The organism is Duganella violaceipulchra, assembly GCF_019166075.1.
Classification (GTDB): Bacteria; Pseudomonadota; Gammaproteobacteria; order Burkholderiales; family Burkholderiaceae_D; genus Rugamonas; species Rugamonas violaceipulchra.
This window is the reverse complement of record NZ_JAHTGR010000001.1, coordinates 658,541-681,882: the sequence shown is the minus strand read 5'-3', so window position 1 is coordinate 681,882 and position 23,342 is coordinate 658,541. Positions and strand designations below refer to the sequence as shown.

General features: G+C 61.2%; 17 protein-coding genes. 1 reads left to right on the top strand and 16 read right to left on the bottom strand.

What is annotated here, in order from left to right; translation table 11 throughout:
* Positions 1-540: 540 nt before the first annotated feature.
* Genes KVP70_RS02890 through KVP70_RS02880 form a run of 3 tightly spaced genes read right to left on the bottom strand, consistent with a single transcriptional unit; the run spans position 541 to position 9,541 of the window.
* Positions 541-906: a YbbC/YhhH family protein gene (locus KVP70_RS02890; RefSeq protein ID WP_217940480.1), complete on the bottom strand. Its 366-nt coding sequence runs from the start codon at positions 904-906 to the stop codon at positions 541-543.
* A complete protein-coding gene (locus tag KVP70_RS02885) occupies positions 903-6,512 on the bottom strand; it encodes a DUF4329 domain-containing protein (protein WP_217940479.1) in 5,610 nt (1,869 codons plus the stop codon). Before KVP70_RS02885 ends, KVP70_RS02890 begins: the two co-directional genes overlap by 4 nt.
* Complete coding sequence (locus KVP70_RS02880) at positions 6,509-9,541, bottom strand: beta strand repeat-containing protein (protein WP_217940478.1); 3,033 nt, start codon at positions 9,539-9,541, stop codon at positions 6,509-6,511. The genes KVP70_RS02885 and KVP70_RS02880 overlap by 4 nt, the downstream gene beginning before the upstream one ends.
* A gap of 192 nt (positions 9,542-9,733) precedes the next feature.
* Here KVP70_RS02880 and KVP70_RS02875 point away from each other — a divergent pair, with 192 nt between their 5' ends.
* Entirely contained in the window at positions 9,734-10,837 is a 1,104-nt protein-coding gene (locus KVP70_RS02875; RefSeq protein WP_217940477.1) for a cytochrome-c peroxidase, read from the top strand.
* Between the two features lie 46 nt (positions 10,838-10,883).
* Here the strand turns inward: KVP70_RS02875 and KVP70_RS02870 are convergent, their stop codons facing one another.
* From KVP70_RS02870 to KVP70_RS02815, 13 genes are all read right to left on the bottom strand, one after another.
* Positions 10,884-11,774, bottom strand: a complete 891-nt coding sequence (locus KVP70_RS02870) for a MaoC/PaaZ C-terminal domain-containing protein (RefSeq protein WP_217940476.1) — start codon at positions 11,772-11,774, stop codon at positions 10,884-10,886.
* The gene (locus KVP70_RS02865; RefSeq protein WP_217940475.1) at positions 11,771-13,162 is read right to left on the bottom strand and encodes a serine hydrolase domain-containing protein; all 1,392 of its coding nucleotides are present in this window, start codon (positions 13,160-13,162) and stop codon (positions 11,771-11,773) included. The genes KVP70_RS02870 and KVP70_RS02865 overlap by 4 nt, the downstream gene beginning before the upstream one ends.
* Entirely contained in the window at positions 13,163-15,559 is a 2,397-nt protein-coding gene (locus KVP70_RS02860; RefSeq protein WP_229224536.1) for a TonB-dependent receptor, read from the bottom strand.
* Positions 15,556-16,776, bottom strand: coding sequence for a sterol desaturase family protein (locus tag KVP70_RS02855; protein WP_262311673.1), 1,221 nt, complete (start codon positions 16,774-16,776; stop codon positions 15,556-15,558). The genes KVP70_RS02860 and KVP70_RS02855 overlap by 4 nt, the downstream gene beginning before the upstream one ends.
* Before the next feature lie 117 nt (positions 16,777-16,893).
* Positions 16,894-17,415 (bottom strand): rhomboid family intramembrane serine protease, encoded by a 522-nt coding sequence (locus tag KVP70_RS02850; RefSeq protein WP_217940473.1) that lies wholly within the window; start codon positions 17,413-17,415, stop codon positions 16,894-16,896.
* Positions 17,408-17,542, bottom strand: a complete 135-nt coding sequence (locus KVP70_RS34585; protein WP_255575718.1) for a hypothetical protein — start codon at positions 17,540-17,542, stop codon at positions 17,408-17,410. Before KVP70_RS34585 ends, KVP70_RS02850 begins: the two co-directional genes overlap by 8 nt.
* A gap of 69 nt (positions 17,543-17,611) precedes the next feature.
* Positions 17,612-18,124, bottom strand: coding sequence for a redoxin domain-containing protein (locus KVP70_RS02845; protein WP_217940472.1), 513 nt, complete (start codon positions 18,122-18,124; stop codon positions 17,612-17,614).
* 10 nt (positions 18,125-18,134) lie between these two features.
* Positions 18,135-18,677, bottom strand: a complete 543-nt coding sequence (locus tag KVP70_RS02840; RefSeq protein WP_217940471.1) for a carboxymuconolactone decarboxylase family protein — start codon at positions 18,675-18,677, stop codon at positions 18,135-18,137.
* 73 nt (positions 18,678-18,750) lie between these two features.
* A complete protein-coding gene (locus tag KVP70_RS02835; protein WP_217940470.1) occupies positions 18,751-19,404 on the bottom strand; it encodes a MarR family transcriptional regulator in 654 nt (217 codons plus the stop codon).
* A 51-nt stretch (positions 19,405-19,455) separates the two neighbouring features.
* Positions 19,456-21,585 (bottom strand): TonB-dependent receptor, encoded by a 2,130-nt coding sequence (locus tag KVP70_RS02830; RefSeq protein ID WP_217940469.1) that lies wholly within the window; start codon positions 21,583-21,585, stop codon positions 19,456-19,458.
* Between the two features lie 123 nt (positions 21,586-21,708).
* Positions 21,709-21,978: a hypothetical protein gene (locus tag KVP70_RS02825; RefSeq protein ID WP_217940468.1), complete on the bottom strand. Its 270-nt coding sequence runs from the start codon at positions 21,976-21,978 to the stop codon at positions 21,709-21,711.
* 110 nt (positions 21,979-22,088) lie between these two features.
* Positions 22,089-22,487 carry a VOC family protein gene (locus KVP70_RS02820; protein WP_217940467.1) on the bottom strand — a complete coding sequence of 133 codons (399 nt, stop codon included), beginning with the start codon at positions 22,485-22,487 and terminating at the stop codon, positions 22,089-22,091.
* Positions 22,488-22,627: 140 nt separating this feature from the next.
* The gene (locus tag KVP70_RS02815) at positions 22,628-23,254 is read right to left on the bottom strand and encodes a response regulator transcription factor (RefSeq protein WP_229224535.1); all 627 of its coding nucleotides are present in this window, start codon (positions 23,252-23,254) and stop codon (positions 22,628-22,630) included.
* Positions 23,255-23,342 lie beyond the last annotated feature (88 nt).

Below are 23,342 nucleotides of genomic sequence, written 5' to 3'. Positions count from 1 at the left end.
TTGCAGGCCCAGCGCGGTGGTGAACAGGGTTTCGACGCCAATACTCATCGGGGACTCGTGAACTCAGAAAGTGGATGTAACCGACATGTTACCCGATGTCAAATTCCACACGGAACGGCATTGAGCCGAAAATATTGGATGAAGAATCAAACTCCATGTAAGAAACCACACCACGGTAAACGCAAATGATTTCAGAATAAAGAATAAAACGTTTTTTCCTGTATTCATGTTACTTCCCCTTTACGAGTTATAGTTGACGCGATCGAACGAAATTAGGCCGCATCTCACAAAAGCCCAATTGCCATGTTTACAGACGCTTTAATAACGGATAGAAAATCCCTGAAATCATTGGTGCTCAACAGGACAGAAACCGGGAAGTCGAGTTGTTGGGGTTGATATCGCGGCGACTGGGGAGAGGCCTCACATTTGTATTTCAATAATTGAGCAGGTAGAAGAAATTTATACGATTCCATACTCAATCATCTCGTCACTTTCCAATTGTCATATTTATAAGCCCAATTTGGTGCAGCAAGTATTTAATTATCTTCCATGTGTTATTTTAATAATTCGGCCGTCTTGTTTGCAAATAATAATCAAAAATGTCCCGCCTAACATATCTTCTGGCAAGTATCCAGATATGACCCAAGTATCGTTTTTCAGTGAAACAGAGAATGGTTTTTGTTTCTCAATAGCGTTTTTTCCGTAAATTGGAATCAGGATGGCTTCGGCTATTTTTTTTGCGGTTTCTTCATTCAACACGGCTCCGTTTTTAGAAGTGAGAGGGGATTCTCCACATGGGCAAGAAATAATATCTTCTTGCGTAGCCCAAGATGGGGGGAGGAGTGCCATAATAAGAATTATAAAAATGTAATTAATTAATATTTTTTGCGAAATATTTCTTATCATGGAATACTCCCTACCGGAGCCAAGACTGATTGCCTGCCCGTTGTGTGATTGTAATATTTAAAGTTGGAATTTGGTGTTCCAACATAACCATCTATATTATTTCTATTTGCGTAGTTAATGTCAGCTGGGGAGAAGTTTTCGCTATCATAGTTCCGGTCGTACGCACCATGGGTATGGTAATATGCTTTGGGAATCTTCCCCGCTGGGCATGCCTGAGGGCCTCCCGGGTCGACTGCGTCCGATCCGCCATTTCTGGGTGGAGTGTACGAATATGTTCCATCTCGATTCTTGTATATCATGCCGCCGTATTCTTGGTTCTGCAAAATGGACTGGACAATTACATCATTCGTTGCTTGTCTTGCTGCTTCAACTTGGCTGGCATAAGGGGTGCCGGGGGATAGGCCCCAAGGATCTGTCAGAGCTAACGGGTTATCTCCTACATATCTATATGTATTGGCGCCACCAGACAGGCCAATCGGGTCACTAGAAATGAAACGACCAAATGCGGGGGCGTAATAGCGCGCCCGATAGTAATATAAGCCCGTCCCGTCATTTTCCCGCCCCGTGTACTGGAAGGGGTTGTGGACTTCAGCGTCAGCTACGCTCTTGCCATATGGGTCGTAGGTATAGTCGACGACCTTGTCACCTGCGGCGTCCACGAGTCGAATCGTCGAGCCTAGTGCATCGGTCAGATATGCGCTGATTTTAGCACTCGCACCGGTACCGACAAATTGAGCGAATACTTCATCGATTCCTCCACTTACGTAACCCGCGCGCACATCAGAAGGCTTGCTGTTGTCGGTACCCAATCCGACCAACTCCTGAAGTACGTTCACGCCGTCGTAAACATAGCCGGTGGCAATGCCATTGACTGTTTTCGTCTGGCGCCGGCCCAACGCGTCATAACTGAAGCTTGCCACTACTTGGCCGCCAGCGCTCTTGATCTGTATCAGCTGGTTGCGCGCATTCCAGATATATATCTGATGGCCATCGTCAAGCAGATTGCCATTGGCATCGTAGCCGAGTGTTTGCGAACCAACGGTGATCAGGCGGTTGGCCGCATCGACCGTGGTCGTCTCCAAGGCCTCGGGCAGAGCGGTGCGTGCCAGGCTGCCGGCTACTTGAGTGCGACGTCCGCCCTTGTCGTAGGAATACAAAAGGTCGCCCAGCATACTGCCGTCGGCCTTGGTATAGGTAATGGAGGTCAACTGCCCCGCATCGTCATAGCTGTCGCTACGAATAATGCCGTTGGTATAGACGGTGCGTATGCGCCGGTTTGCCGCATCATAGGCAAAGCTGATGCTTTGAGCGATACGATTGTTGGCTGCACCGGCGTCCTGCTTGATACGCGTCAAACGTCCCCCCGGATCGTAGTCGTAGTGCAGCGTCGGCAAGCCTGCCACGCTCATGCTCGCGCGGCGGCCATTGACATCATAGGTGTAGGCCACTTTACCTTTGGACGTGCTGACTTGGGTAACCCGATCACGCAGATCGTAGTCGAACGAAATATCTCCACTTGCCGAGTCTTTCATCAGAACGATTCGGTTGCCCGGATCGTAGATGTTGCTGACTGTGCTTCCATCCGCATAGGTGGTGCTGATCAGGCGGTCCAGCGCATCGTAGGCATAGCGCGTGATCTGTCCTTTCCTGTCGGTTTTTTGAATCAGGTTGTGCTTGGCATCGTAGGCGTAGGCTTCGGCTTGCCCCAGCGGATTAAGATTGCTGGTGGGGGCATTGCGCTCGTCGAAGCTGAACTGGTGCCAGTTGCCCTTCGGGTCGGTCAGGCCGGTCGTGTTGCCGTTGGCGTCGAAGTCCAGGGCTGTCGCTCCGCCATGCGGATCGGTACTGCGCGTCAAGCGGTCCTGCACGTCGACCTCATAGCCCGACTGGTTGCCAAGCGCATCGATGATGTTTCGGACGCGTCCGGCACCGTCGGTGCGGAACTGGACGATGCCACCCAAGGAATCCGTCACGCTCGCCAGGTCGAACAGGTCGTAGTCCAGGCTGCTGCTCCTGCCGAGGCCGTCGGTGATCTTGGTAAGCTGGCCGGCGGAGTTGAAGTCTTGCCTGACGACGTTGCCGTTGGCGTCCCGTGTCTCGATCAGGTTGCCGCGCAAGTCGTACAGCATTGTCGTCTGCTGACTGAGGAAGTCCGTGACACTCGACAGGCGATTAAAATCGGACGTGTAGCTCATGGTCGTCGTTGCCGCATCGACGCTTCCCGACAGCGCCGTCCGCGCCAACAGGTTGCCTGCGGCATCGTAGGCGTAGCTGGTCTTGCGCCCTAGATTGTCGGTGCGCGACAGCATCAGGTTGGTGGCCGGGTCGCGTTCGATGGCGACCGTTTGCTGCTCCGGTAATCCGTAGGCCCGTGTCACCGAAGTCGTATATCCTTGTGCGTTGAACAGCATGCGGGTGACGATGCCACGCTCATCAGTGACGTCTGTGCGCGCGACCTTGCCTGCGGTATCCAGCCCGTAGCTGAACAGGTTCGTGCTTCCGTCCGCGTAGGTTTGCTTGCTGACGCGGTTGTTAACGTCGTAGACATTGGCGACCATTATATTGCCGCGTTTGTCTCGGACGGTCAGCATGTTATGGTTTGTGTCGTATGTGTAGGCCTTGAAATTTCCATCAGGATCGACCGCCTTGACCAGATGTCCGCCCGGGTCATATTCATAGCTCACGACGCGGCCGATGTTATCACCCGCTTCTACGATGCGACCGACCGTGTCGTAGACGAATTGCAGCGAGCGGCCGCTTGGTGACGTGACGCGCGTCAGCCTGCCAAAGGGGTCACGAGCCAGTTTGGTGGTATTCCCATAGCGATCGCGAATTTCTGTCACTGCGCCTTTCCTAGCGAAGGGGTTCTTTTCGGCCTCCGGGAATAAAAACACGCTGCCATCTTTCAGCTGCAACTGCCACGGTCCTCCTGTCGTAAATCGAATCGTTGATCCCAAGTACTTCGTCGGCGTCGAAACATGCTCGTAGACGGCGTTTAAATATCCGGTGCCGGGCGAGGTACGGACATAGTGCACGCGTCCGCCATCGGGTAGGATCAAATCCTGGTATGTATACGGGTATGTGTCTCCGACCAGGTAGAAATCATAGGACAGATTAGTCCCGATTCCGAAGGATCGGGACGCGGGGTCGCGCGGACGGTAGCTGCGTTTGACTATCAGTGGCACGACGTCGGCAACGACAAGGTCTGTGCTGGCATCAAGGAACAGGCCGGTGGCGCAGTCGACCGGATCGCCAGCGCACCCGTCCGGCGGCGCTGGCTGGTTCGGGTCGCCGTTGCAGTCGTCGCTGCCAACGGCGCCCCCAGCACTGCCACCACAGCCGCCGGGCGGCGGCCCTTCTTTCGGTGCGTTGCTGGGCAGGGAAACCATCGCTCCGGTGAACTCGTAGATCGCCACGCCGGCGTCCGGCATCACTTGCTTGCCGTCGGGCGTGACCGTTCCCTGGCCATAGACGTACCACCCTTTGGCCTGCGTGTCATAGTTCCAAAAATCAATTCTGGTTCCAGGCGCCGCAGCGCTGAAGTTAGGATAAATCAATTGCGCGCCCTGCATACGTCCGGTGGCGCTGGCCAGGGTGGCACCGCCCGGCTGGATCGTGAAATAAACCGGCACGCCGACGCCGGGAATTGGAAATGGCGGGCGATCGGTGGGGATGGCCGTCATGTTGATCTTTGTGACGATCTTCCCATTGTGGTCTCTGATGACCGTGCCTGCGGGAATATGCAACTCCAATCCAGGGATGCGGGGCGAACTAGCCACCATGCCGCCCGGCGTCGGTGACGGCAGCGCCATGTCGCCAGCCGGATCGAGTCGGGCGCTCCAAATTGTGTAGCCCAGCACGTTGGTTTGCTGGCGCTTGATATCGACACGCGTCTGGTAGTAGCCATAATGGGCGTTCCTGGGCCCCGAACCGGGACCATCGATGGACAACACTTGCATGCCTGGCGTCAGATTCGTCAACAGAAACCGTCCCGTCGCATCGCTGCGTGTTGATTGTCCGCCTATCGTCAGGATAGCGTTTTCCAACGCAAGCCCATTCAACGTAAGGACTTGGCCAGACAGCGCGGTTTCACCGCTTGCTGCCTGCAACGGCGGCAGCGCCTGCAGTGGACTGCTACGGCGATTGGCGCGCCAGTCGCCTTTGAAGTGCGAAGCGTTGGGCAGCCAAGCTTCGCTGCCGCCCATCGCTGCGGCGCTGGCGATCGCTTGCCGCTCCGTGCCGCCAAGCAGGCTCCGTGCGGATCGCATTTCGATGCGGGACGGGGCGGGCCCGGCGTTTTCCGGCGCCGCTGTCGAATCGACTGGTGCTACCTCAGCCGTGATGTCGCCGGTCGCATGTCCAGGCGTGGCTGGCGCGGCAAGTTGCATTGTGTCAAAACCGACCGCGGTGAATGGCAAGGGTTGACCATGATCGTCGCGTGCGCCGCTGATGAAAAGTGTGTATCGGCTTGATGGCAGCAGGTCCTGTTGCGGCGTGACGAACAACAATAGGCCTTTTTCAACGGGCACCACAGTGACAGGCACCGTGCCATTCGGACCGATCAGCGTGACAGTGGCATTTCCGAGCGTATCCACGGCCATGCGCTGGGAAAAACGCACCATCAGCGCTTCGTCGACCCTAGCGTAATGCGACTCAGCCGCCGGACGGCTGTCCTTGACGCGTGGCGTGCCGGAGGGCAGCAGGGACCGGCTCAGTTCGGCTGCGGCCTCTGCGGTGACTGGATTGAAGCCCAGCCGGGAATACTCGAACTCCTCGGAGTCATCGAGCCTTTTGCGGTCGCCATCCAATCCCCCCCATAGCAGGACGTTCGCGCTCGGCAGCAGCGCCGCCAGATGGTTCGTTCTGGCGGTGTTCAATTTGATGTTGAAATGCTCTATTTTTCTCGTGTCGGGCCGGTAAATTTCACTCTCAGCCACAAGGTGGCCGTGCTGGTCCCATCCCCCGCTGATCAAAACGCTGGCGTCCGTCAGCACCGTCGCGGTGTGCCCCGCGCGCGCGATAAGGCCAAGATCCCCCAGCGCGGTAAACTGGCCGGTCGCGGGATTGAACCGCTCGGCGATGTTGAGCACTGCGTCGGCGGAGTCTATCCCTCCCAGCACCAGTACCGTGCCGTCGGCGAGCAGGGTCGCGCTATGTTCGCTGCGCCCCTGGGCCAGCCTTGCATTCAACGCCGTCCTTGTCGCAGTCTTGCTGTTAAATAGCACCGCACTGCGGCCGGCGTTGTCGTCCCCGTCGCGTCCGCCGAGCAGCAGCCAGTTCCCGTCAGATAATTGCGTTGCGCTTTGGCCCGCATGTGTTGCCGGGCCTGGCATGAGGATATCCTTCATCGAACCAGGCGCGACAGAGGGCGATGTGACGTCGCCGGGCAGCGCTAGATTCGCCATGCCGAGCCATAAAGCCAGAATACTCAAGAGCCATTTCAAACTACTGCGTAATTGACAAATCCTATGTGTCTCACCGCGCATACAAGACCACAACCGTTGTCCTGCTTTTAGCATTCTCTTTTGCATGATGATTTTCCTGATCCGCAATAAGCGGTTAGATGGTGGGTGCCAAAACATTCTTAAAATGACGGTTTTCCTCACGGGCTGGTCAGGCTGACGCTGGTTTTTCCCGTGCTTGCGCCATATGGCTCGACGCTAATGGTGTATGTACCGGCAACAGGTAATGTTTGCAGCGGGAGGGTGAACAGAGATCCGCAGTAAAAATGGGAATACAGTGACCTCCCATCCGGTTGACCTAGCCCGATGGATTGGCAACCCAGCGTCGTGCCTATAATTCTGATGGTGACCGATTGACCGGCAACACCATTGAAAGTCAGGTTAGCGTTCTGTCCCGGCGTCGTGGTCGCCACCGTCACCGCCGGGCCACCGATCGAGATTGCTGCAGTGGGAATTGACGCATCGTCAAACAATTGCACGGTCGCCTTGCCAATGGTCATCGCGTTCGGATCGAGTTTGATCGTGTAAGTCCCAGTCACCGAGGCTGTCTGCACATCAATAAACACACCGGGCGCACCAATCGTTGTGGGCGGAATCAGCGCGGTGCCATCTGGGTTGAGAACCTTCACGCCCAGGAGCGCGCTCTTGCCAGACAAGGCAACACCGGAAAAATTCATGCTGAAGCGTTGGCCAGCCGTCGCTGTGAAGGCGAGGCTGGCGTTCTGTCCAGGCACTGTGGTAGCTACCGTCGCTGCGGGGCCGCCTATCGAGATTGCGGCGGTGACATCCGACACAACGTCAAACACCTGCACGGTCACCGTTCCAATGGTCATCGTGTTCGGATCGAGTTTGATCGTGTAAGTCCCTGGCACCGGGGCCGTCTGCACATCTATAAACGCACCGGCCGCACTAATCGTTGTGGATGGAATCAGCGCGGTGCCGTCCGGGGCGAGAATCTTCAGCCCCAGGATTCCGCCGCTGCCGGACAAGGAAACACTGGAAAAGTTCATGCTGAAGCGTTGGCCAGCCGTGGCGGTGAAGGTGAGGCTGGCGTTCTGTCCCGGCACCGTGGTCGCCACCGTCACCGCTGGGCCGCCAATCGAGATTGCGGCAGTGGGATCTGGCGCATCGTCAAACAACTGCACGGTCGCCTTGCCAATGGTCATCGCGTTCGGATCGAGTTTGATCGTGTAAGTCCCTGTCACCGAGGCCGTCTGCACATCTATAAACCCACCGGACGCACCAATCGTTGTGGACGGGATCAGTGCGGTGCCATCTGGATTGAGAACCTTCACGCCCAGGAGCGCGCTCTTGCCAGACAATGCAACACCGGAAAAGTTTATGCTGAAGCGTTGGCCCGCCGTCGCGGTGAAGGTGAGGCTGGCGTTCTGTCCAGGCACCGTGGTAGCTACCGTCGCTGCTGGGCCGCCTATCGAGATTGCGGCGGTGACATCCGACACTACGTCAAACAACTGGACAGTCGCCGTCCCAATGGTCATGGCGTTCGGATCGAGTTTGATCGTGTAAGTCCCTGTCACCGGGGCCGTCTGCACATCTATAAACGCACCGGACGCACTAATCGTTGTGGACGGGATCAACGCGATGCCATCTGGGTTGAGAACCTTCACGCCCAGGAGCGCGCTCTTGGCGGACAAGGAAACACCGGAAAAGTTCATGCTGAAGCGTTGGCCCGCCGTCGCGGTGAAGGTGAGGCTGGCGTTCTGCCCCGGTACCGTGGTAGCCACCGTCACCGCTGGCCCGCCGATTGCGACCGTAGCCGCCGGATCTTGCCCGACGTCGAACAGTTGCGCACTCATTTTTCCTACCGCCAGCGCTTGTGGATTGAACTGAATGGCATATATGCCAGTCACAGGGGCTGTCTGCACATCGATAAACTTGCCAGACGAAGAAACGTAGGCGGAAGATGCCAGCACGCTGCCGCCCGGTTTGAGGATAAATACGTCAACATAGTCGCCGCCAGTCAAGGCGATGCCGGAAAGATTGACACTGAAGCGCTGGCCCGCCGTCGCCTCGAAAGTAAGCCTGGAATTCTGGCCCGGCTTGGCGGTCACCACTGTCACCGCCGGCCCACCTAAGGCGATGTTGCCAAGCACTTCCGGTACGGCGTCCAGTGTCATGGTGAGACTACCCGTCGTACTGGCCGATGGGTTAATCAATATTGTGTACGTGCCCGTCGTGGGCAGGACTGTCGCGTCGATAAAGCTGGTGAACCTGGGAGGCACCTGCGCCAAGGCGGTACCGTCGGGCGACAAGATCGACACGGTGCCGCCAGTCAGCGTCACGGCACTCAACGACAAGGAGACCACTTGCCCGGCGGTCCCGTCGAACAAGATCAAGCCCTTCTTGCCAGCGACGCTTATTGTTACCGTCTTGCTAGAGCCGATGGTCATGCGACCCGTCGCCTGAATATCCGATACGCCAAACGGCGCAGGCGGAATGAAAAAATCGCCATCGCTGATCGCTGCCCCGTAGTCGGTCGCGATCGTGATCGGTCCCGACGCGGCATTTGCCGGGACCGTGGCCACGATGTTATCTGTTGTGATCGAACGCGTAGTTGCCCCATGCCGGTTAAATGTGACTTTGCTGACTGCCCAATCAAAATTGGCGCCGTTGATGGTCACAGTCGTGCCAGCGGCGCCGACGATGGGCGTGAAGCCCGTGATGGCCGGCGCCCGGGAGGGGCGGACGGTGAATGCTGTAGGACTGATGGCGGTTCCGGTTGGCGTCTCGACGCTGATTGGGCCGGTTGTCGCGCCGGTCGGCACGCTGGTCTTGATTTGGTTCCGAGTGGCCGCGATGACAGTGGCGATGGTCTGGTTGAACCGGACCTTGTTCTGGTCTGTTCCGACGGCGAATCCGCTGCCGGAAATGGTCACCGGTGTTCCTTCGGAACCCGTACCTGGCGTGTTTCCCGTGATGACCGGCTGCGTAGGAGAGCTGCGAATAATGGATACGATATTTCCTGCCGCATCATAACGATATGTGGCGCTGTTGCCGGTTGTGTCGGTGAGTCCGACGAGGCGTCCAAGTTCATCGTAGTCATAGATGATCGGATCGCCATCTGCGGCGCGCGTTGGAAACACGGCAGCGCTGAGGGAGAGCACAGCGACTACTCCAACGCACTTTGCCAGAGCTTTGAGGAATTTTTGCATGCCTCTCTCCAAGTAAACCCAGCCATCAGGAATGTTTCCAAAATACATTTGCTGATGTAAGTGTAGGTACTTTTATAGGGGCGTAATTTACTGGTGGCAAGTTTAATGACCTCCATCAAACTCAGTGGGCGCCGGAATTGGTGTCGCCGTCGGTACACTGGCGTAACCATAAACTTTCGAAATGAGGCTGTGATGATCACCATGCGTGCCAGATTGCGGCGCCATAGCATCGCCTGTGTAGTATTTCTCGAACTGTTGTGGCTGCCTTGGCAATTGGCTGCGCAAGACGTGCCTGGAGTCACAGGATTACCTGAACTGACAATGCCGATAGATAATCCCCTTTCACCCGCGAAAGTCGCCTTGGGGAGAGAGCTCTTTTTTGACAAACGCATGAGCCGTAATGGTGCGATCAGTTGCGCCAGTTGCCACCAACCCGAGCGCGGCTATGCCGATGGGCTACGAGTCTCGAAAGGAATAGATGGGCGCTTGGGTACGCGCAATACGCCCAGTCTGTTGAACGTCGCCTTCAATCAGACGCAATTTTGGGATGGCCGCCGCGCCGACTTGGAAGCACAGGCTCTCGATCCACTGTTCAACCCTCGAGAGCACGGTCTCCAGGATGTTCAGGCATTGTTGGACGTTGTGAGACAGGACGCAGACTATGTGGCGGCGTTTCAGAATGCCTTTCCGATCGCGGAGAATGGCATCACCGACCAGCATGTTAGACAGGCGCTGGCCTGCTTCGAGCGCACATTAGTAGCTGGCGATGCGCCGTTTGACCGGTATTTTTTTGGTGGGGAAAGATTGGCGATATCGGATGCTGCTGTACGTGGGCTTGCTATCTTTCAAGGCGCTGCCCGCTGCACAACATGTCATGTCATAAGCAACTCCAATGCGCTTTTCACCGACAATCGATTTCATAGTCTTAGCGTAGGATTGCGCCCAATCGCTTCACGCCTTGCCGAGATCACCCGCAAGTTGATGAATAATAAAACGAACGCGAATCAGCTCGGTCAAACCATATTGCGCGATGAAGAAATCGCCGAACTGGGCCGGTTTGTCGTCACATATAATCCTGCCGACATTGGAAAATTTCGCACGCCCAGCTTGCGTAACGTGGCGCACACCGCGCCGTATATGCATGATGGCAGCGTACCGACACTCGACGATGCGGTCGAGCAGGAACTGTATTACAGAAGCGTGGAGGCTGGGAGGCCGTTGATCCTGACGGCAGGTGAAAAGAGCGACCTCGTTGAATTTCTGCGGTCGTTAAGCAGTTATACCTGGCCTGATTAACGTACTTAAAATGGTGCGATACCCCGGCCGGCGGCGGCATGCAACGTCAGCGTAGCCGTCCTGCCAGATGGACGGTGTCCTCGTCGCCGGCCAGGCGCAGCGCGCGCCAGCCGTCGGCTTCGGCCTGTGGCGCCAGTTGCACCGACAACGCCTGGCCGGGCAGCGTCACCGGCCGCAGGAAGCGCACGTCGATCTCGGTGAAGCTGCCGGGCGCCAGCATTTCGTAGCTGCGCGCCAGGCTGCCGAATCCATGCAGCACCTTGCAACCGAAGATGGAGCGGCGCGCCAGCGGCCCGCACCAGTGGATTGGATTGAAGTCGCCGGTCAGCAGCGAGAAACGCAGGCCGTCGCTGGCGTCGGCGCGCCAGGTGCCGGCGGTCCGCCAGGCGGGATCGGGCGGCCGGGCCGGCGTGTTGCGGGCCGAACGCGCGCCCGGCACGCGCACGCGCATGTGCAGCCGCGTCTCGACCAGGCACGCTTGCTGCGCCGTGCCGGTAACGACCATCACGATGATCCTGGCCCAGCCGTCCGCATGCGCGACCTGTTCGACCGAGGCGCTCAGCATCAACGGTGTGTCGCGCGGCAGCGGGCCATGCACCGTCATCGATACGCCCTGGTTGATGATGCCGGTGAGGCGGTAGGGCAGCCGCATCAAAAGTTCGCTCACCAGTGGCAAGCTCCATTGCGACACCATGTGCGGCGGCAGTTCGCTGTCATAGCGGCCGGCCGCGCCGCACCAGCGTATGTAGTGTTCGACCAGTTGCGCCGGCGGCGCGGCGATGAGGCGCCTGGGCACCGAAGGCGTACCCGTCGTGCGCGGACCCTGGGGCGCCAGCAGGGCGCGGCCTGCCGCTTGCAGCAGCATCCTGGCGGTGGCGCCGAGCATCGCGCCCTGGTGGCGCAGCAGGCCGTAGGGAATGGCGCCAGCCGCCGTCATTCCAGCGCCTTGATCACGGCGGCCAGCAACGCCTGCGGTTGATAGTTCAGGCGATGCGGCGTCAGTCCCAGTCGCACCAGCACCAGCTGCTTCGACGGCACGATGGCGATGGTCTGACCGTCATGGCCTTCCAGCCAGTAGGTATCGGCCGGAAGCTTGAACGGCGGGTCCGGGTCCTGTCCTTCCGGCGTGGCGCCGCTCGGCCCCCAGCGCCATAGCTGTCCCTGTCCATACCGGCCGCCGGACGCCGGCGCCACCTCCCGCATGTTGGCCACGAAGCCTTCCGGCAGCAGGCGCTTGCCTTGCCAGATGCCGTCCTGCAGCAGGAACTGGCCGAAGCGCGCCCAGTCCTGCGTGGTCGCATACACATAGCTTGAGCCGACCAGATTGCCGCGCGCGTCCGCCTCCATCACGGCGCTGCTCATGCCCAGGGGCTCGAACAGGCGCGTATGCGGCAGCGACAGCACGGCGGCCGATGTCGGCGCCGCTTTGGCGCCGGCCGCCGCGCGTTGCCAGATCCGCGACAGCAGCAGCGTGGTGCCGCTGGAGTAGTTGAAGGCGCTGCCGGGTTTCTGCGCCAGCGGCCGGGCGGCGGCGTAGGCCGCCATGTCCGGCTCCAGGTACAGCATGCGCGTGACGTCGGAAACGTCGCCATAGCCTTCGTTGAATTGCAGGCCGCTGCTCATCGCCATCAATTGCGCCAGCGTGATGGCGGCGCGCGGATCGTTGGCGTCCGGCCAGAAGCCGCTTTGCTGCGGCGTCAGTTTGCCGTCGGCGATCAGGATGCCGACCAGCGCCGCGCTGACGGTCTTGGTCATCGACCAGCCCAGCAGCGGGGTGTCGGCGTGGAAGCCGGCGCCGTATCGCTGCGCCACCAGCCGCCCACGGTGGATCACGGCCATGCCGCGCATGCCGGGGCCGGCCAGCGCATCCTGCGCCAGCAAGGCTTGTACCGCAGGCAGGGGCTCCGCTTGCGAGCCGGTTGGCCACGCCACGTTGGCGGACGGCGCCCAGATCTTCAGCGGCGAGAACTGGTGCTGCGCAGCCTGCGCGACGTCGTTGTCCGGCACCACGGCGCAACCGGTGCCGGGCCGGTACACGGCCAGGCCCTTGCCGACAAATCCCAGCAGGTCGGCGCGCACCAGTTTTTGTTCGTGGTCGACCCGCACCTGCAGCAGCTTGAGGAGGGGATGGCCGGGCGCCTGCACGTCGTCGGCCAGCACGGCCTGCGCATCGCGGCCGGCGATGAACACGTTCGAACACACCATCTTGGCGCCGTAGCTGGCGCCCACGCGCAGCAGCTCCGGCGGATGCAGCACCAGTGTCAGCACGGCGCCGCCCACCAGCACCAGGGCTGCTGCGGCGGCGAGCTTGAACTTCCTGCCCATCTACAGGCTGGCCCGGAATTCCACCGCGATCATGCGCGGCGGCGTGAGGTAGGCGTATGGCGCGCCATACTGCTCCGTTTGTCCGCCCAGGTTGGTGACGTAGCGCTGGTCGAACACATTGTTGACCAACAGGGCCACGCCGTAGCGCGAACTCGGGCTGTCCCAGCCCAGGCGCAGGTCGAACTTGCTGGTGGCCGCGCCGGTTTTCAGCTGCGCGGTGCTCAGGCACTGGAGCTTGGCGGTGTCGCTGTTGCAGCGCTGCGCGGTCGAATGCGTGCCCTGGAAATTCAGGCTGCTGCGGCCTCCCAGCGTTTCCCAGTTGAGGTTCACCCCCGCCATCGCCGTCATGCGCGGCGTGCCGACCGGCTGGCCGCCCAGGTCCAGCGTGACGTTGCCGGCGGCGTCCAGGCGCTGGTAGCGGGTGTAGCTCTGTTCGATGTATTCCAGGGCGCCGAACACCGTCACGCGCGGCGTGATGCGCATGCGGCCATCGAGGTCCAGGCCGTGCGCCTTTTGGTCGCTGGACACCACGTTATAGGTCGGCACCGTGCCCACGCTGTACAGCTGGATGTCCTGCAGGTTCTTGAACTTGTAGGCGAACAGCGAGGCGTTGACGGTGGCGCGCAGCTCGGGGAAGGCCATCTTCACGCCGGCTTCGAAGTTGGTCATCTTTTCGGGTGCGAAGCTCGGGTCCTTGCCGGTGTTGGCCGGCGCGGCCGGATTCGGCGGCGTGAAGATGTTGAAGCCGCCGGCCTGGTAGCCGCGCGCCAGGGAGGTGAACAGCAGCGTGTCCTTGTTCAGCTTGTGGTCCAGCACCAGGCGCGGGCTCCAGTCGTTCCAGTCCTTCTCGCGCGTCACGGGCGACGACGCCAGCTGCGCCGCCGTGCTGAAGATCACGTTGGATGGGAAGGCCGATGCGTCCAGCCCCGCCAACGGGCCGAAGCTGTTGAGGAAGTTGTCCAGCTGCGGCGACACGCGGCCCGGCACGAACCAGGTCATCTGTTTTTTGTCCTGCGTGTAGCGCAGGCCGGCGGTGACGTTGGTGGACGGCGTCAGGTGCCAGATGGTGTCGCCGTAGATCGAGACCGACTTGGTCTTGACGTCGCTGTAGTGCGTTTCGTCCCAGCTGAACACCGTGTTCGGGCCGATGCCCGGCAAGCCCGCCGCGCCAAGGCCGCCGAACAGCATGGCGAAATTCGGCTGGCCGCCGGCGAACTGGCTCAGGGTGTCCAGCGTGCCGGTGGTGACGAAGGCGCCGGCGTCCTGGTGCTCGTTGTTGTGGTAGAAGCTCAGGCCAGCGATCCAGTCCAGCTTATCGGTTTTACCGGACAGCTTGAACTCCTGCTGGAAGCTGTGGGCGCGCTTGGCGTCCAGCGTGGTGAGGTAAAGGTCGGGACGGGCGCCGCCGTCGTTGTCGGTCACGTTGTGAGTGCTGAAGCGGCGGTAGGCGGTGGTGGAGTTGAAGGTCATGCCGGCCAGCGGCGTTTCGAAGCGCAGCGTGGCGCCGTCGAACATCCGTCCTTCGCTGCCCTGGTCGTCGTTTTGCAGCGGCGCCTTGAAGGGATCGACGAAGTTGGCGGTGTAGGCCGCGTCATAGACGCCGGTGTAGCCGCCCAGCGGCAGCCGTGGGTCCTTGATGACGCCGAAAGCAGGGCGGCCGTACTGCTCCATGTTCTCGTGCTCCCACGCGAACACCAGCTTGGCGGCGTCGAAGTCCTTGCGCAGCGTCAGGCGGGTGGCCCAGTCCTTGTCGCCGCCGGACTTCTTGCCGGTGGCGGTGTTGTCGACCCAGCCTTCGCTGCCCGAGCGTACCGCCACCAGGCGCGCTGCGAAGCTGTCGGTGATCGGGAGGTTCATCATCAGGTCGGCGTTGGCGCGGCCGTATTTGCCCAGTTTCATATGGCCGGCGGCGTCGAGTTCCTTGCCCGGCTCATTGGTGCTGATGGCGATGGCGCCGGCCGCACTGTTACGGCCGAACAGCGTGCCTTGCGGCCCTTTGACCACTTCGATGCGCTGGACGTCGATGAAGTTCATCAGCGCGCCGCCGGTCTTGCCGGTGTAGACGCCGTCGACATAGATGCCGACCGGCGAATCGGTGGCGATGCCGAAGTCGCCAGTCTGCACGCCGCGTATGCCGAAGCCGGGCTGGGTCGGTTCGTTGGCATCGACCACCAGGCCGGGTACGTAGCCGTTCAAATCGCCCAGGTCCTTGGCGCCGATGGCGTCGAGGTCCTTGGCGGTCAGCACCTGGATGGTCATCGGCACGTCCTGCACGAACTGCTTGCGGGACTGCGCGGTGACCACCACCGATGGAATCTCGTCGGCGGCCCACGCGGGGGGCACGAAGAAGGCTGCGGCCAGGCTGGCGGAAATTACGGTGCGGGCAGGGATGCTCATGTCGTCCTCCATTGGAAAGTTTTTATATTCTTGTCCCGCCAAACTACAGCGATCATCATGACGACCAGGATCGTCACTTTTAAAACCATCGGCGCTACGTAACCAAACCATTGCGGCAGCAGCGCGAACGCCAGCCCCAATCCCAGCGCGCGCGCCTGTTCCGCGCGTTGCGCCCACGGGCGGCTTTCCAACAACGCCCCCAGCGACAGCGTGCTGACCACCACCACGCCCGCATACAGCAGCAACTCCGGCAGCGCCAGCGACGGCGCGATCGCGATCAGGTGCGATACGCACGGCACCAGCAGGGCGAATTGCAGCATCGCGTAGAGGGCGGCGGCCGGCGGCGTGGTGGGGCGGTAGTGCGTGAATTGGGTGGCGTCGAAGTGGCCGAGCGGCTCGCCGGTCCAGCCGCCGGGTGGCCCGAACCAGACATAAAGCTTGTTGCGCCAGCCGCGAACACTGTGCGAGGCGCGCCACAAATCGGCATAGTAGTGCAGGTTGGCCCACGCCGGATTGAGGCTGCGCAGCGGCGTGCGCACGCCGTAGACGATGCGTTCGTCGTCGCGTTCCTCGGCGTAGGTGCCGAACAGGCGATCGAACAGGATCAGGATGCCGCCGTAGTTACGGTCGATGCAGTAGTCGTTCTGGCCGTGGTGCACGCGGTGGTTGGACGGCGTAACGAACACCCGGTCCAGCCACCCGAGGCGGCCGACCATCTCGGTATGCACCCAGTACTGGTACAGCAGGTCGATCAGGCCGACGCCGGCCAGCACCAGCGGCGGCACGCCGGCCAGTGCCATCGGCAGGTAGAACAGCCAGCCCAGCACCCAGCCGCTGGACGTCTGGCGCAGCGCGGTGGAAAGGTTGTAGAACTCGGAGGAGTGGTGCACCACGTGCGCGGCCCACATCACGCCGACCTCGTGGCCCAGTCGATGCGTCCAGTAGTAGCAGAAATCGTAGGCCAGCAATGCGCCCAGCCACACCCACAGGCTGTTGGCGGGCAGCGAGGCAAAGCGCCAGTGTTCGTAGACGGCGGTGTAAATGCCCAGCATCGCCAGCTTGACGAACAGGCCGACCACCTGGCTCACCATGCCGAGGTGCAGGCTGGTGAGGGCGTCGGCGGTATCGTAGGCGGCCAGTCCACGGCGGTGCGCTATCCATGCTTCGAGCAGGATGGTCAGCATGAAAACGGGAATGGCGAAGACGATAGGATTCACTTCGGGCCGGGGTCGTTTAAGTCCAAACGATTATGCCTATATTCATGCAAGATACACAAGAATTAACGGCAATGTTGAGGCTTGTGAAACACAAACAGGTCAGATTTGCATTGGTAGTTAATCCAGTTGCAGCCGGGGCTTGGCGGCCATGAGCGCGACCGCGCCAGCGACCATGCCCAGCATGTGCGCTTGCCAAGCGACCATCACGTCGGCCGGCAGCTCGGACCAGCCGTGGACGGCGCCGGCGGCTTCGGCACAGATCTTGGCCAGCAGCGTGGCGGCCATCAGCAGCAAAGCGGCGCGCGTGGAGCGGGCGGCGCGTGGCCACAAGGCGCCGCCGGCCATCACCACCAGCATGGCGGCGATGCCGGATGCGCCGCGGTAGTACAGGCAGTGCGGCGCCACCGCCAGCATGCCCAGCGAGATGAACGGCGCGCCCAGGCCGAGCGCGGCCAGCAGGCGCCGCATGCCGGCGGACGTGGATGCGCTCAGGTGCACCACGATCACGGCGGCGGCCAGCACCACGGCGAAGTCGATCAGTGAGTGTCGCATCGAGTAGTGGACCAGGTGCCCGGTCCATAGTCGCCATAGCTGGCCGGCCATCAGGGCGTGGCGGTCGAATTCCAGCAGCTCAGGCACGGCGCCCCAGTCTCCATGCCAGGCCGACCAGCAGCGCGACCAGCGCCAGGCCTGGCCAATCGATCGCGCCGCCGTCCTGCAGCAAAGCCGCCGGCGTCGTGATGGTCAGGATATTCAAGAAATGCATGTGGATTCTCCGATGGTTGCGGATTATGCGTTCCTGTATCCCCTGTGCGAAAGCGCCGTCAGCCGGGTACTACCGGATGCTACAGGCGGTATCGTCGCAGTGCACTTCCTGCTGCGCCAACGGTTCGGCCAGCAGGCGGCCGATCACCGCGCCGACTTGCATGTCGTCGGCGCGGCCGAAGTGGTTCAGCCGCAGCCGCCCCTGGCGATCGATCAGCAGCAGCGTCGGCGTCCCGCGCAGCCGGTACTGTTCCATCGTCAGCGGAACGGCGCCGCGTGGCGCCGGCTGGTCTATCGCCACCGGAAACTGGATGCGGTACTCGTGCACAAAGGCTTCCAGCGCCTTCGCCGTCATGACGTCGTGATGCTCGAACACGGAATGCAGTCCGATCACGGCGACGTCCTGCTCGTCGAAAGTGCTGCGTATCGTCTTGGCCTGCGGGATGCCGTGCGAAACGCAACCGGGGCACAACATCTGGAAGGCGTAGACCGCGACGACCTTGCCGCGCAGCTGGCCTAGCGACAGCGGCTGCGAGGTGTTCAGCCAGGCCGCAACCTGGAGTTCGGGGGCGATAGCATGCATGGTTGCTCCTTTATTTGGCGCGCAGTTTCACAGCAGGGAAGTCGACCGGCACCTTGAAGGCGACGTTGACGTAGTTGGTGAACAGGTTCAGCGCGATGTGGGCCATGATCTCGACGATGGCCTCGTCGTTGTAGCCGGCGATGCGCAGCGCTTCCACTTCCTCGTTGTCGATCTGTGCGCGGTTGCTGACGACGGCGACGGCGAAGCGCAGCGCGGCGGCGGTCTTCGGATCGGTCGACTGGGCGGCCTGCGCGGCGCTCATTTCTTCAGCGGTGGCGCCGGCGTTGCGGCCAAGGACAGTGTGCGCGGCCAGGCAGTAGTCGCAGGCATTGCGGTCGGCGATGGCGACGGCGATCTGTTCGCCCAGCTTGGCGTTGATCACGCCGCCGCTCAACGCGCCGAACGCGCCCCACATGCTTTTCAGCGCGGCGGTCGAATTGGCGACGGCCTTGAACATATTCGGCGTGGCGCCGAACGCGTCCTGGATTTGCGCCAGCAGCTGTTGGCGTTCGCCGGTGGTGTCGGCAGGGGTGACGAGGGGGATGCGGTTCATGGTATTTCCTTTCAAGGGTTAATGAGTACTGCGGTTAAAAAGTAGGAGTCCTAACTAATATGGTCAAAAAAAATCAGGCAAACACCTTCCAGTTGCGCCGGCGCGTGGCGGGATCGGCCGGCACCTGTTCCGGACAGTCCATGCGCAGCAGCGCCACCGAAAGCGGCGCGTTCACCAGGGCGCAGTGATGCGGGGCCGGCTTGCCGGGATGGCGGTTGGCCTCAAAATACTGGCACGACAGGCAGGCCCGCATTTCGGGAAAGCGCTCGGTCTTTTGCAGCTGCGCGATCAGCTTGAACAGGCCGGTCAGCAATTCGGTCTGCTGGGCGGCGGGCAGGGCGGCGGCGGCATCTTCGGCAAAGCTCAAGGCGCTGCCGATGCGGGCCGCCGTGGCGACGCCTTCATCGGTGAGGAACAGCGCGGTGGCGCGGCCGTCGTCCTCCGCCCTGGCCTTGTACAGCAAACCCTTGGACACCAGGGCCGACACCGAATCGCTGGCGCTGGCCGCGCTGATCGACAGCTGCGACGCCAGCCAGGACAGGCGTACACCCTGCTTGCGGCCTTGCAGCAGTTGAAGGATCTCGGCCTGCGCCGGATTCAGGTTTTCGGACGTGGCGAACTCCCACATACCGGAGCGCATCACACTGGCGATGCGTCCGATAGAGGTGATGATACGCGCTGAAACGTCCGGCGTATCCTGCCACGGCTTGTTAGGTTTGGTGTCCATGCTGTGCATTATACACAGGGATTCCGATTTAACAAGGACTCCTAACTAAAATCAGAATCCGACCGAAATTCCAGCGTAAAGCGTGCGGCGAGCACCGTATTGCGGCGCGCCCACGCCTACGCCGGAACCGTCGCGCAGCAGATAGGATTTGTCGAAGGCGTTGACCAGCGCCAGGCGGCCTTCGACATTGCCGACCGCTGTATTCTTCCAGTTGTGCGTCAGGGACAGGTTGACCGTGGTGTAGTGCGGCAGCGTGCCGGAGTTCGGCGCGGCGCCGTCGGGCGTCATGCGCAAGCCGCTGCCGTACAAGACATCGCCGTTCAGCTGCGTCGCGCCCCAGTGGTAGTGGGCGCCGCCCGATACCGTGTAGGTCTGGTCGTGGTCGACGTAGATGTAGTGGTTGGCGATGTAGGCCAGTTCGTCCGGCCCGAACAGCGACTGGCCGGAGACGATGTTCTGGCCCTTGGCCTGCTGTGTGGTCAGGTTGAGGAAGCCGCCCCAGTTGGCGTGGTTGTACACGGCCGACAGCTCCAGGCCCTTGGCGTAGCCACGGTCGTAGTTGAACGGCGACAGTATCAGTGCCTGGCCGAACTGGCCTTCATCCAGCATGTTGCGGATTTTTTTGTAGTAGGCGTCGGCTGTCACGGTCAGCTGTTCGTTGACCTGGTGGCTCAAGCCGATGTCGTAGTAGTTGGTGCGCTCGGCCTTGACGTTGTCCGACAGCGCCACCTGCGGCGCATTGGTGGTGCCAGCGTATTTGTCGATGCTCGATTGCGCGGCCAGCTCCTGCGGCGGTGGCGTGAAGTAGCGCGAGTAGCCGGCATGCAGCGCCGTGCCCTTGGCGAGCTGGTAGGCCAGGTTGACGCGCGGACTCCATTGCTGTTCCTCGACGAAGGCCGATACCTTGTCGAAGCGCAGGCCGTAGTTCAGCGTCAGCGGCGCGGCGATATGCCATTCATCCTGCAGGTAGAAGCTGGACAGCTTGCCGGTCTTGCTGCTGTTATCGATGATGGTGCGCGGATCGGTGCCGGCCTGGGCGCCGCTGTCGTCGGTATCGAACACGGCGACCGTGTTGTCGCTGTGGGTGGTCTGTCGCGAGTAGGCCAGGCCGGCGCGCACGGTGTGGCTGTCGTTCAGTTTATAGCTGGCGTCGAGCTGGGCGCCGCTGGCGGAGTTGGAGCGCAGCGTGTTGGAAGCCACGCCGTTGTAGATCAAATCACCCAGCGCATCCGGCGTGTAGTGCAGTTCCGAATACTGGTGAAAGGCCGACACCTGGTAATTCAGGTCGCCCAGGCTCTTTTGCAGCGACAGCACCAGGAAGCGGTTCACCTCGCGCTGGCGCTCGTCCAGCTGCGACGACGGCAGCTTGCTGGCGCCGGCGGCGGTGTCGCTTTGGCCGGTGAGCGAGAAGCCCGGTGCCTGGTCCGGGTTGTTCGGAATCTGGAAGCGGCCGTTGTAGGTGCCGAACATCAGGCCCAGGCGGGTTTGCTCGTCCAGGAACCAGGAGAGGGCGCCGAAGGATTTGCTTTGTTTGGTGCGGTCGTGCAGCGCGCTGCGGGTCGGCAGCGGATTCTCGATGCCCAGCGCGTTCGACAGGTAGCTGCCGGACAGGTAGTAGTTGAAGGCGCCCCGCGTGCCGAAAAATTCCGCGCTCGGTTCGACGTAGTCGTTGCCGCCCACCAGCATGCCGACGCGGCCGCCCGATTTGACCGTGCCCTCCTTGGTCTGGATGTCGACGATGCCCGACGTGCGCAGGCCGAATTGGGCCGGCAGCGCGCCGGTGATGAAGTCGGTCTGCTGGACGAAGCGGGTGTCGATCGACTGGCCGAAGCCGGTGATACTCTCCGGCAGCTGCACGCCGTTGACGCGGTACTGCACATTGGCGTGGTCGTCGCGCACGTGGATGGAGCCGGAGCCTTTCGAATCCTGGCTCACGCCCGGAAGGCGCAGCAGCACTTCATTGAACGGCGTGTTGTCGCCGCGCCCCAGCTGTTCGATCATGTGGCGGTCGATGGAATAGACGGTGGTGCCGACGTTCGGCGACAGGTCGATGCGCGCGCTCTTCAAGTGGGCGGCGGTTACTTCCACTTGCTGCATCGGGCTGTCGTCGGCGCTGGCGTGGTGGGCGCAGAAGGCGGCGATAAGCAGTGGAAGGGTGCGGAGTTGTGGCGTGCGTTGCATGGTAAATCCTTGAATGTTCAGGCGTGGCTAGCCTCCGGCCTGCGCGATCGTGTCGGGCAGGCGCGCGGCTACGCGCACGGGGCGCAAAGGTGCGACCGTGTTAAACGTAGTAAAAAAAACGAATCAGAAGGAGATAGCGGCAACGCCGGGCGGCGCGTGCGAGGGAGGGATGAGGAAGTCGATCCGGCGGGCCCGGATGGATCGCTGCGGGACGAGGGCGGGCAGGCTGACCAGCATCGCCACCGGCGCCACCGCCAATGCCGGCGGCGGAACACCGGCCGGCATGTGCGCGATTACGCAAGCAGCGCAATCGTTTTGGCTGTCGGTGTAGGCATGCTTGTGCGAGCTCGCCCCGATCAGTTGCAGCGACAGGAACACCAGCACGAACAGCATCAGGACGCGCTGGATGCGCGTCTGGCGATGTGAGGTGCCTACGGAGAGTGTATGTGCATGCATGCCCTGATTTTACAGGGCTTATGCGAAGTTCGCCAATGACTATCTCACTAGGCTTCCGGCGCCGACCAGACCAGGTTCCACAGGTGGCCGTCGATATCCTCGAAGCCCTGGTCGTACATGAAGCCATGGTCCTCGGGCGGATGTGGCGTGCGGCCACCGGCGGCAACCGCCTTGGCGATCAGGCTGTCCACCTCTTCCCGGCTTTCGCAGGTCAGGCAAATGACGAGTTCATTGGCTTCCTTTGCGTTCGCCAGCGGCTTGTCGATCAGCGATTTGAAAAAGGGCTCGGTCGTCAACATGGCCTGGATGGTGTCGTCGACGATGTTCATGAACGCCGCCTGTTCGCCGCTGAAGCGGGGATCGAAGGAGAAGCCGAGCGCGGAAAAGAAGGCCCTGGATTTGTCCAGGTCCTTCACGGGCAGGTTGAGGATGATCTGTTTTTTCATGGCGTTTCCTTGGTTAAGGTGGAATGGACACTCGGTGCTACATCCCTACGACGGATGACGGCATCCGGAATCGACACGCTGGCGAAAGAAAACACGACTTTAAATCATCTGTCTGCGGCTGTCAGCTCAAGCCTGAGTTACTACAAATCAATGACGCCGTCGCCCACCAGCCCGCGCCGGGTGGCCAGCACCACCGCGTGCGTGCGGGCGGTGGCGCCGAGCTTGTCGAACAGGCCCTTGACGTGGGTCTTGACGGTGCCGACGCCGATACCCAGTTCGCGCGCAATCGACTTGTTGCACTGGCCTTGCGCCAGCAGTTGCAGCACGTCCGTCTCGCGGTTGGTCAGGCCGACGCGGGTGAAGCTATCGGCCACGCAGCGGCTCAGGTCCGCGCTCAGGTAGCGCAGGCCGCGGCTGAGCGCGCGCACCGCCGCCGGCAGCTGGTCGGCGGCGCAGCTTTGCAGCAGGTAGCCGTGCACGCCGGCCATCATCGCGGTACGCACTTCCCATTCGCGCTCCAGCTGCGTGACGATCAGCACGCGCGGCGGCGCTTCATTGTGGTGGGGCGCGTTGGCCCGTTGGCGCATGTGCTCCAGCGCGCCCTTGTGGTCGAGGATGATGACGTCGGCCTGCGTCAGCTGCGGCTGCGCGAGTTGCATGTCGCTCTCGGCGCCGAGCAGCGCGGCCAGGCCGGCGTTGACGATGGCGTCGCTGTGTTCGATCAGTACGCGCACCTTGGCGTCGTGGTTGGCGAGGTTGCCGCCCATTGCGGTGTGTGGCCAGTTTCTGGCATCCAGTCGCATCTCAATTCCCCCCCGAATAAATGACATTGAATTCGTTTGCTGTCCTGCGGCA

What these genes read in the sequence shown, in the direction of transcription:
- KVP70_RS34585 (WP_255575718.1), bottom strand. Translation starts at nt 17,542, where the DNA reads ATGCATTTCTTGAATATCCTGACCATCACGACGCCGGCGGCTTTGCTG.
- KVP70_RS02890 (WP_217940480.1), bottom strand. Translation starts at nt 906, where the DNA reads ATGATAAGAAATATTTCGCAAAAAATATTAATTAATTACATTTTTATA.
- KVP70_RS02860 (WP_229224536.1), bottom strand. Translation starts at nt 15,559, where the DNA reads ATGAGCATCCCTGCCCGCACCGTAATTTCCGCCAGCCTGGCCGCAGCC.
- KVP70_RS02845 (WP_217940472.1), bottom strand. Translation starts at nt 18,124, where the DNA reads ATGCATGCTATCGCCCCCGAACTCCAGGTTGCGGCCTGGCTGAACACC.
- KVP70_RS02825 (WP_217940468.1), bottom strand. Translation starts at nt 21,978, where the DNA reads ATGCTGTTCGTGCTGGTGTTCCTGTCGCTGCAACTGATCGGGGCGAGC.
- KVP70_RS02835 (WP_217940470.1), bottom strand. Translation starts at nt 19,404, where the DNA reads ATGGACACCAAACCTAACAAGCCGTGGCAGGATACGCCGGACGTTTCA.
- KVP70_RS02875 (WP_217940477.1), top strand. Translation starts at nt 9,734, where the DNA reads ATGATCACCATGCGTGCCAGATTGCGGCGCCATAGCATCGCCTGTGTA.
- KVP70_RS02820 (WP_217940467.1), bottom strand. Translation starts at nt 22,487, where the DNA reads ATGAAAAAACAGATCATCCTCAACCTGCCCGTGAAGGACCTGGACAAA.
- KVP70_RS02815 (WP_229224535.1), bottom strand. Translation starts at nt 23,254, where the DNA reads ATGGGCGGCAACCTCGCCAACCACGACGCCAAGGTGCGCGTACTGATC.
- KVP70_RS02830 (WP_217940469.1), bottom strand. Translation starts at nt 21,585, where the DNA reads ATGCAACGCACGCCACAACTCCGCACCCTTCCACTGCTTATCGCCGCC.
- KVP70_RS02865 (WP_217940475.1), bottom strand. Translation starts at nt 13,162, where the DNA reads ATGGGCAGGAAGTTCAAGCTCGCCGCCGCAGCAGCCCTGGTGCTGGTG.
- KVP70_RS02880 (WP_217940478.1), bottom strand. Translation starts at nt 9,541, where the DNA reads ATGCAAAAATTCCTCAAAGCTCTGGCAAAGTGCGTTGGAGTAGTCGCT.
- KVP70_RS02870 (WP_217940476.1), bottom strand. Translation starts at nt 11,774, where the DNA reads ATGACGGCGGCTGGCGCCATTCCCTACGGCCTGCTGCGCCACCAGGGC.
- KVP70_RS02840 (WP_217940471.1), bottom strand. Translation starts at nt 18,677, where the DNA reads ATGAACCGCATCCCCCTCGTCACCCCTGCCGACACCACCGGCGAACGC.